Here is a 6,940-nt window from a genome sequence, read left to right as displayed (position 1 = left end):
TATTTAACAATTCTGCATCATTTTGGCGATGAAATTTCTACAAATTAATTGCTCACCGGATTTAAATATTACGCAGGATTGTTAATTTAATGTTTCTATTTCGCGTTAAAAAAAATGCTATCGCTTAATATTCGCCGGGGGCTATTTTTAAGCGATTTATCCCCGTCTGGCAAATAGCGCAGCGTTAATGTGCACGATTTGACGCTGTTTTTCTTAATGCCAGCCAGTCCAGCATCACACCGAGCAGCACCGCCAGCAGCGCCAGCGCCATCCCTGCCTCAAACAGATGGGTTGGCAGCGTCGCGCTGTGCCAGATATCCGCCGCACGCAGTGCCAGCGTCAGCAGCCAGAGCGCCAGCAGCGTACAGCCCGTCGCGAACAGGCGTACCGTCCAGCGATAACCCTGTGGCCACAGGCTGCGCTTCATGAATTCACCGCTGTGCTGCATTGCCTGTAGCGTGCCGCGACACGCCCACAGCAGCAGCAGGCCTGGTACGGCGGCCACCACGGTAAAGGCATAAAATACCGGCCAGCCCCATAGTTCGACCAGCCAGCCAGCCGCCGGACCGACATACACGCGTCCAACCGCTGACAGCGCTGACAGCAGCGCGAACTGCGTGGCCGAGAACGATTTGTTGCACAGCGTCATCAGCAACGCCACAAAGGCGGCGGTGCCCATACCGCCGCACAGGTTTTCGATAAAGACCGCGCTGGCCATGCTCCACAGATGCGGTGGCGTTACCGCCAGCAGCCAGTAAGCGAAATTAGATACTGCCTGCAGCACGCCGAAGATCATCAGCGCGCGGAACAGGCTCAGGCGCTGCATCAGCACGCCACCGTACAGCGCACCGATAATGGTCGCCAGCAGGCCGAGCGTTTTGTTCACCAGACCGACATCACCGGCGCTGAAGCCCACGCCGCGAATCAGGAAGGTGGTGGTGAGCGAAGCGGCGAACGCATCGCCCAGCTTGTAGAGAATGATTAAGGTGATCAGCAGCCAGGCGTTGTTGCGCTGAAAGAAATCCTTCAGCGGAAACGCGACGGCCTGACGCAGCGAGTGCGGCTCGCGCACCGGTGCCTCAGGTTCACGCGCCAGCAGCGTGGCGATCAGTCCGGGCACCATCAGCAGCGCCATCAGCCAGTAGGTGGCCTGCCAGCCGAGATAGCGATCCGCCAGCCACAGCGCCAGGCCGCCGGAAATCAGCATCGCCAGCCGGTAACCGAGCACGGTAATCGCCGCGCCGCTGCCGCGCTCTTCCGGCGGCAGCACATCGGTTTTCCACGCATCAAACACAATATCTTGTGAGGCTGAGCAGAACGCCACCAGCACCGCCAGCGCCGCCAGCAGGGTAAGGTCGCGTGACGGCTGCATAAAGCCCATCGCCACAATGCCGGCAATCAGCGCTAACTGCGTGACCAGCAGCCAGCCGCGCCGCCGGCCAAGAAAGGGCGGAGTATAGCGATCCATCATCGGCGACCACAGGAACTTAAACACGTAAGCCTGACCAACGAGGGAGAAGAAACCAATGGTTTTCAGGTCGACATTCTCTACCGTCATCCACGCCTGGAGCGTACCGGCGGTCAGCGCCAGCGGCAGACCGGAAGCGAAACCGAGCAGCAGCAGGACCGCAGCGTTACGTTGGGTAAAAATACGCAGATAGTGAGATGTCATAGCCAGCCTGAAATGAAGCCCGGTCAGCGGGGACCGGGCAGGTTACTGCGGAAAATTAACGCGCGTTTTGCTTGATGAAGTTATTGACGCTGGTGTCCTGCGCCATATCGGCAATCACGTCGCTCAGGGTCGAGTTAACCGCGTTGGTGATCTTATCGTTAGTGGCGCTGAAGGCACCCTCTACGCTGTAAGTCTGACGGTAGTTTTTCACCTGCTTGTTGCCGTTTTTCGCGGTAGCGATAATAGAGATATCCGCTTTGGTGGTGATGCTGTAACGCACGTTGCCCTGCGTAACATCGGCGTACAGGCCATTAACCACGATCTGCAGATCCACCGCGCCGTTCGGGCCAATCATGTAGCCGCGCGAGGTCATCTGCTTCTCCAGCACTTCCTGCAGCAGGAAACGCAGATCGCGTGACGGGGTCAGGGTGATCAGCTGACCGTCGCGGTTCACTTTGGCCAGCGCCTGATCGCTGCGCTGATCGGCACCGTTAACGCTGACGGTAACGCCCATCAGGCTCGGATCCTGCTGTGGCAGCTGGATTTTTGGCTGGATGTTCAGCGTGGTGTTATTGCTGGCGCAGCCGGCCAAAATAAAGGCAGCCAGCAGAGGGAATAACAGTTTTTTCAACATACTCATTCTCGTTAGCATATGGGTTGGTTTGCAAAACTGCGGCCATCATAGCATTGCGGCACGGCGAAAAAAGCCCCGCACCAGGGGAAATTGATTGTAAAGGATTTTTTCGGACCGCCGGACGCGCTAACCGATTGACCGCCAGCCTGAGCAGGCTAAGATGCGCAGCGCAGCAGGATTTTTTTCCTGCCCGGCTGCGGGAAAGGTAAAAAACCTACTAATATTTAAACAGATGGGGCACAGCGCTCGCCGTAGAGGAGTGTTAACAATGATTCGCGAACAAATAGAAGAAAAGCTGCGTAACGCTTTTGAGCCTGCACATCTCGAAGTGCATGACGAAAGCTATCGTCATAACGTGCCTGCCGGGTCTGAAAGTCACTTCAAAGTGGTGATCGTCAGCGACCTTTTCACCGGACAGCGCTTCCTGCAGCGTCACCGCGCCATTTATGGCGAGCTGGCGACCGAGCTGGCAGGCAGCGTTCATGCGCTGGCGCTGCATACCTACACGCGCAAAGAGTGGGATGGACTGCAGGATACCGTACTCGCCTCACCGAACTGTCGCGGTGCCGGTACGCTGGCCTGAGTTTTTCTCTTCAGCTTCCTCCAAAACGGCCTGCGGGCCGTTTTTTCTTACCTCAATGATGCACAAACGCGATCTGCGGCGCAAAAAAGCAGCAAAACCGTTAAAAAGTGGTGAGTTTGCAGCCTCGACTCATTCCGGGGATGCCGCTATAATGCGGCGTCTATTTTTCCGGAATGTCTTCGGGACGCTTCTGGTGACAGGGATTAGGTTCTGCCTGCAGAGGCCGTCCCGGTTGTTGGATACGGCGCATTACTAATGTGTGGTGTCTGAAGTTGACCGAGCACGTGATTTTTTGAGGTAACAAGATGACAGTTTCAGTAGAAACCACTCAGGGTCTGGGCCGTCGCATTTCGATTACTGTTGCAGCTGACAGCATCGAAAGCGCAGTGAAGAAAGAACTGGTGGAAGTGGCTAAGAAAGTCCGTATCGACGGTTTCCGTAAAGGCAAAGTGCCGGCTACCATCATTAATCAGCGCTACGGTGCCTCTGTTCGTCAGGACGTCCTGAGCGAGCTGATGACGCGTAACTTCGTTGACGCCATCATCAAAGAGAAGATCAACCCAGCTGGCGCACCGAACTACGTGCCGGGTGAGTATAAAGAAGGTGAAGATTTCACTTACGCGGTTGAATTCGAAGTGTATCCGGAAGTTGAGCTGAAAGGCCTGGATGCAATCGAAGTCGAAAAACCGGTGGTTGAAGTGACCGACGCTGACGTCGACACCATGCTGGAAACCCTGCAGAAGCAGCAGGCGACCTGGAAAGAGACCGATGCAGCGGCATCAGCAGAAGATCGCGCGACCATCGATTTCACCGGCTCTGTAGACGGCGAAGAGTTCGAAGGCGGCAAAGCGTCTGACTTCGTGCTGGCAATGGGGCAGGGTCGTATGATCCCAGGCTTCGAAGAAGGCATCACTGGCAAGAAAGCCGGCGACACCTTCACCATCGACGTGAAATTCCCGGATGACTACCACGCGGAAAACCTGAAAGGCAAAGACGCGAAGTTCGACATCGTGCTGAAGAAAGTGGAAACCCGCGAACTGCCGGAGCTGACCGCTGAATTCATCAAGCGTTTCGGCGTGGAAGATGGCTCCATCGAAGGTCTGCGCGCTGAAGTGCGTAAGAACATGGAGCGCGAACTGAAAGGCGCTATCCGTAACCGCGTGAAGACGCAGGCGATTGACGGTCTGGTTAACGCGAACGAAATCGACGTGCCAGTGGCACTGATCGACAGCGAAATCGACGTTCTGCGTCGTCAGGCTGCACAGCGTTTCGGCGGCAACGAGAAGCAGGCGCTGGAACTGCCACGTGAACTGTTCGAAGAGCAGGCAAAACGTCGCGTTGTGGTCGGTCTGCTGCTGGGCGAAGTGATTCGCATCAACGAGCTGAAAGCCGATGAAGATCGCGTTAAAGCGCTGATTGAAGAGATGGCTTCTGCGTACGAAGATCCGCAGGAAGTGATCGAGTTCTACAGCAAAAACAGCGAGCTGATGAACAACATGCGCAACGTTGCGCTGGAAGAGCAGGCTGTTGAAGCGGTACTGGCGAAAGCCAAAGTGACCGACAAAGCAACCAACTTCCAGGAACTGATGAACCAGACCTCAGCGGCCTGATTCGTTAGTTAACCGAAAGTGCGAAGCCCGCGACTGAAAAGTCGCGGGCTTTTTCGTTTTAAGGCGCTAACCGCACAGATTTGTCCTCTATTTGCCTAATTAATCGGCAAATTGTTCGCTAAGCTCTTTTTCCGTGTTAGCGAATGGGCAAAAGGTTGTTATGCTTGAAACAACTGGGCAGCATCCCCAGATAGAGGGAGCATGCATGAAAACAGTGAGACTGGCTGATTAACCGTCCTGTTATGTCGGAGTGAGGGGGCAGCGCATAGTTTTTCTGACGCGCCTCACGTAATATCGGTACAGAATGTTGCCAATGAAATTTATCAGGAGACGGTAATGTCATACAGTGGCGATCGTGAATTTACTGCACCGCACATGGCGCTGGTGCCAATGGTGGTCGAACAAACCTCGCGCGGCGAGCGTTCATACGACATTTACTCCCGCCTGCTCAAAGAGCGTGTGATCTTCCTGACCGGCCAGGTTGAAGATCATATGGCCAACCTGATCGTGGCGCAGATGCTGTTTCTGGAAGCTGAGAATCCTGAAAAAGACATTTATCTCTACATTAACTCGCCAGGCGGCGTGATTACTGCCGGGATGTCGATTTATGACACCATGAAATTCATCAAGCCGGACGTCAGCACCATCTGTATGGGTCAGGCTTGCTCGATGGGTGCGTTTCTGTTGACCGCAGGTACCAAGGGCAAACGCTTCTGTCTGCCTAATTCCCGCGTCATGATTCACCAGCCGCTGGGCGGCTATCAGGGCCAGGCGACGGATATTGAAATCCATGCGCGTGAAATTCTGAAAGTGAAACAGCGTATGAATGAGTTGATGGCTGAGCACACTGGCAAATCGCTGGAGCAGATCGAGCGCGACACTGAACGCGATCGTTTCCTCTCCGCCAGCGAAGCGGTAGAGTATGGCTTAGTCGATTCCATCCTGACGCATCGCCAATAAGACACATCTGCCTGGCCCTTACGCTATAGTTAACGGGGCAGGCAGGTGAGTTGAATGAATATCGGCCGTTGATGTGCGGCCAATGCCGTACACCAAATTGGGTCTGAGAACGAAAAGAGGTTAGCTGATGACAGATAAGCGCAAAGACGGTTCAGGTAAGTTGCTGTACTGCTCTTTCTGCGGCAAAAGCCAGCATGAAGTCCGTAAGCTGATTGCCGGGCCGTCAGTGTATATTTGCGACGAGTGTGTCGATCTGTGTAACGACATCATTCGCGAAGAGATTAAAGAAGTGGCCCCGCACCGCGAGCGCAGCGCGCTCCCGACGCCGCATGAAATCCGCCATCACCTTGACGATTATGTTATCGGTCAGGAGAAGGCGAAAAAAGTGCTGGCGGTGGCGGTGTACAACCACTACAAACGTCTGCGTAACGGCGACACCAGCAACGGGATTGAACTGGGCAAAAGTAACATTCTGCTGATCGGTCCAACCGGTAGCGGTAAGACCCTGCTGGCGGAAACACTGGCGCGCCTGCTGGATGTGCCTTTCACCATGGCGGATGCCACCACGCTGACCGAAGCCGGTTATGTGGGCGAGGATGTGGAAAACATCATCCAGAAACTGCTGCAGAAGTGCGACTACGACGTACAGAAAGCGCAGCGCGGCATCGTGTACATCGATGAAATCGATAAGATTTCCCGTAAATCAGACAACCCGTCTATCACCCGTGATGTGTCAGGTGAAGGCGTACAGCAGGCGCTGCTGAAACTGATTGAAGGCACAGTGGCTGCCGTGCCGCCGCAGGGTGGACGTAAGCATCCGCAGCAGGAGTTTCTGCAGGTCGACACCTCGAAAATCCTGTTTATCTGTGGCGGTGCGTTTGCCGGCCTCGATAAAGTGATTTCACAGCGTGTTGAAACCGGCTCCGGTATTGGCTTTGGCGCGACCGTTAAAGGTAAATCGCAGAAAGCCAGCGAAGGCGAGTTGCTGTCACAGGTTGAGCCGGAAGATCTGATCAAATTTGGTCTGATCCCGGAGTTTATTGGTCGTCTGCCGGTGGTGGCGACGCTCAACGAGCTGAGCGAAGAAGCGCTGATCCAGATCCTGCGTGAACCGAAAAACGCGCTGACCAAGCAGTATCAGGCGCTGTTTAATCTGGAAGGCGTGGAGCTGGAGTTTCGTGACGAAGCGCTGACGGCGATTGCGAAGAAAGCGAACTCGCGTAAAACCGGGGCACGTGGTCTGCGTTCTATCGTAGAAGCGGCGCTGCTCGAAACCATGTACGACCTGCCATCAATGGAAGGCGTAGAGAAAGTGGTGATCGATGAGTCAGTGATCGAGGGGCAATCTGACCCGATGCTGATTTACGGTAAGCATGAAGCCCAGGCTTCTGGCGAATAAATAAACAATTACACCACGTTGTTATCTTAAAAAAGGGGAAAATGTTTCCCCTTGTATTTTTCTCACCTCTGTGACATTGAAT

Annotated in this window: 6 protein-coding genes; 4 read left to right on the top strand and 2 right to left on the bottom strand. The window is 54.6% G+C overall.

Annotation, left to right across the window (positions count from 1 at the left end):
- Positions 1–184: 184 nt before the first annotated feature.
- Together ampG and QMM04_RS19640 are read right to left on the bottom strand one after the other, a co-directional pair.
- Positions 185–1,672 (bottom strand): muropeptide MFS transporter AmpG, encoded by a 1,488-nt coding sequence (gene ampG / locus QMM04_RS19645; protein ID WP_059010558.1) that lies wholly within the window; start codon positions 1,670–1,672, stop codon positions 185–187.
- A gap of 55 nt (positions 1,673–1,727) precedes the next feature.
- On the bottom strand, positions 1,728–2,306 hold the full coding sequence (locus tag QMM04_RS19640; RefSeq protein ID WP_021507183.1) for a lipoprotein: 579 nt from the start codon (positions 2,304–2,306) through the stop codon (positions 1,728–1,730).
- A 268-nt stretch (positions 2,307–2,574) separates the two neighbouring features.
- Between QMM04_RS19640 and bolA the strand changes: the two genes are divergently transcribed.
- The 4 genes from bolA to clpX all read left to right on the top strand — a co-directional run bounded on the left by bolA (position 2,575) and on the right by clpX (position 6,858).
- Entirely contained in the window at positions 2,575–2,889 is a 315-nt protein-coding gene (gene bolA, locus QMM04_RS19635; RefSeq protein WP_058757958.1) for a transcriptional regulator BolA, read from the top strand.
- 305 nt (positions 2,890–3,194) lie between these two features.
- A complete protein-coding gene (gene tig, locus QMM04_RS19630; protein ID WP_282996815.1) occupies positions 3,195–4,499 on the top strand; it encodes a trigger factor in 1,305 nt (434 codons plus the stop codon).
- A 336-nt stretch (positions 4,500–4,835) separates the two neighbouring features.
- Positions 4,836–5,459 (top strand): ATP-dependent Clp endopeptidase proteolytic subunit ClpP, encoded by a 624-nt coding sequence (gene clpP, locus QMM04_RS19625; RefSeq protein WP_013508134.1) that lies wholly within the window; start codon positions 4,836–4,838, stop codon positions 5,457–5,459.
- A gap of 127 nt (positions 5,460–5,586) precedes the next feature.
- Positions 5,587–6,858 (top strand): ATP-dependent protease ATP-binding subunit ClpX, encoded by a 1,272-nt coding sequence (clpX, locus tag QMM04_RS19620; protein ID WP_021507186.1) that lies wholly within the window; start codon positions 5,587–5,589, stop codon positions 6,856–6,858.
- The last annotated feature ends 82 nt before the right edge of the window (positions 6,859–6,940 follow it).

The sequence above is a fragment of the Pantoea sp. Pa-EAmG genome (assembly GCF_030024295.1).
Classification (GTDB): domain Bacteria; phylum Pseudomonadota; class Gammaproteobacteria; order Enterobacterales; family Enterobacteriaceae; genus Pantoea; species Pantoea dispersa.
Note: the sequence above shows the minus strand (reverse complement) of the source record. Positions and strands in the feature narration are given on the sequence as shown.

What these genes read in the sequence shown, in the direction of transcription:
- bolA (WP_058757958.1), top strand. Translation starts at nt 2,575, where the DNA reads ATGATTCGCGAACAAATAGAAGAAAAGCTGCGTAACGCTTTTGAGCCT.
- QMM04_RS19640 (WP_021507183.1), bottom strand. Translation starts at nt 2,306, where the DNA reads ATGTTGAAAAAACTGTTATTCCCTCTGCTGGCTGCCTTTATTTTGGCC.
- clpP (WP_013508134.1), top strand. Translation starts at nt 4,836, where the DNA reads ATGTCATACAGTGGCGATCGTGAATTTACTGCACCGCACATGGCGCTG.
- ampG (WP_059010558.1), bottom strand. Translation starts at nt 1,672, where the DNA reads ATGACATCTCACTATCTGCGTATTTTTACCCAACGTAACGCTGCGGTC.
- tig (WP_282996815.1), top strand. Translation starts at nt 3,195, where the DNA reads ATGACAGTTTCAGTAGAAACCACTCAGGGTCTGGGCCGTCGCATTTCG.
- clpX (WP_021507186.1), top strand. Translation starts at nt 5,587, where the DNA reads ATGACAGATAAGCGCAAAGACGGTTCAGGTAAGTTGCTGTACTGCTCT.